Below are 1,745 nucleotides of genomic sequence, written 5' to 3'. Positions count from 1 at the left end.
TAGCCTTCTCCGTCCCCCCTTCGCAGTAACACCGAGTACAGGAATATTAACCTGTTTCCCATCGACTACGCCTTTCGGCCTCGCCTTAGGGGTCGACTCACCCTGCCCCGATTAACGTTGGACAGGAACCCTTGGTCTTCCGGCGAGCGGGTTTTTCACCCGCTTTATCGTTACTTATGTCAGCATTCGCACTTCTGATACCTCCAGCAAACCTCACAGTTCACCTTCAACGGCTTACAGAACGCTCCCCTACCCAACAACGCCTAAGCGTCGCTGCCGCAGCTTCGGTGCATGGTTTAGCCCCGTTACATCTTCCGCGCAGGCCGACTCGACCAGTGAGCTATTACGCTTTCTTTAAATGATGGCTGCTTCTAAGCCAACATCCTGGCTGTCTATGCCTTCCCACATCGTTTCCCACTTAACCATGACTTTGGGACCTTAGCTGGCGGTCTGGGTTGTTTCCCTCTTCACGACGGACGTTAGCACCCGCCGTGTGTCTCCCGTGATAACATTCTTCGGTATTCGGAGTTTGCATCGGTTTGGTAAGCCGGGATGGCCCCCTAGCCGAAACAGTGCTCTACCCCCGAAGATGAGTTCACGAGGCGCTACCTAAATAGCTTTCGGGGAGAACCAGCTATCTCCCGGTTTGATTGGCCTTTCACCCCCAGCCACAAGTCATCCGCTAATTTTTCAACATTAGTCGGTTCGGTCCTCCAGTTAGTGTTACCCAACCTTCAACCTGCCCATGGCTAGATCACCGGGTTTCGGGTCTATACCTTGCAACTATTCGCCCAGTTAAGACTCGGTTTCCCTACGGCTCCCCTATACGGTTAACCTTGCTACAAAATATAAGTCGCTGACCCATTATACAAAAGGTACGCAGTCACCCAACAAAGTAGGCTCCCACTGCTTGTACGTACACGGTTTCAGGTTCTATTTCACTCCCCTCGCCGGGGTTCTTTTCGCCTTTCCCTCACGGTACTGGTTCACTATCGGTCAGTCAGGAGTATTTAGCCTTGGAGGATGGTCCCCCCATATTCAGACAGGATGTCACGTGTCCCGCCCTACTCATCGAACTCACAGAATGTGCATTTTAGTGTACGGGGCTATCACCCTTTGCTGCGCGACTTTCCAGACGCTTCCACTAACACACAAACTGATTCAGGTTCTGGGCTGTTCCCCGTTCGCTCGCCGCTACTAGGGGAATCTCGGTTGATTTCTTTTCCTCGGGGTACTTAGATGTTTCAGTTCCCCCGGTTCGCCTCGTATGGCTATGTATTCACCATACGATAGTGTGTCGAAACACACTGGGTTTCCCCATTCGGGTATTGCCGGTTATAACGGTTCATATCACCTTACCGACACTTTTCGCAGATTAGCACGCCCTTCATCGCCTCTGACTGCCTAGGCATCCACCGTGTACGCTTAGTCACTTAACCTCACAACCCGAAGATGTTTCTGTAAACAGAGAACACTGTCGTGCTGTTTATTTGAGAGACTCTATGACAGGTTAATCCTTACCCCAATACATCTACGGAGGGATAAGTTTCAGCTGTCATGTTTCAATTTTCAGCTTGTTCCAGATTGTTAAAGAGCAAAATACTTCGCAGCATACTGTTGCCAGTACACTCTGAAGTATTATCAAGGACCATATGGATATGGTGGAGCTAAGCGGGATCGAACCGCTGACCTCCTGCGTGCAAGGCAGGCGCTCTCCCAGCTGAGCTATAGCCCCATACAGTCAC

General features: G+C 51.1%; 1 tRNA gene and 1 rRNA gene. Both read right to left on the bottom strand.

The window, feature by feature from the left end:
• Nucleotides 1-1,439: ribosomal RNA gene (locus ACRDCA_RS08925) — 23S ribosomal RNA — on the bottom strand; the annotation flags it as partial.
• A gap of 220 nt (nucleotides 1,440-1,659) precedes the next feature.
• A tRNA-Ala gene (locus tag ACRDCA_RS08920) sits at nucleotides 1,660-1,735 on the bottom strand.
• Nucleotides 1,736-1,745 lie beyond the last annotated feature (10 nt).

Origin of the sequence: Serratia sp. (in: enterobacteria), from assembly GCF_051654945.1 — a bacterium.
Lineage (GTDB): Bacteria > Pseudomonadota > Gammaproteobacteria > Enterobacterales > Enterobacteriaceae > Chania.
The sequence above is the reverse complement of the archived record's forward strand: the minus strand, read 5'-3'. Positions and strand labels throughout refer to the sequence as shown.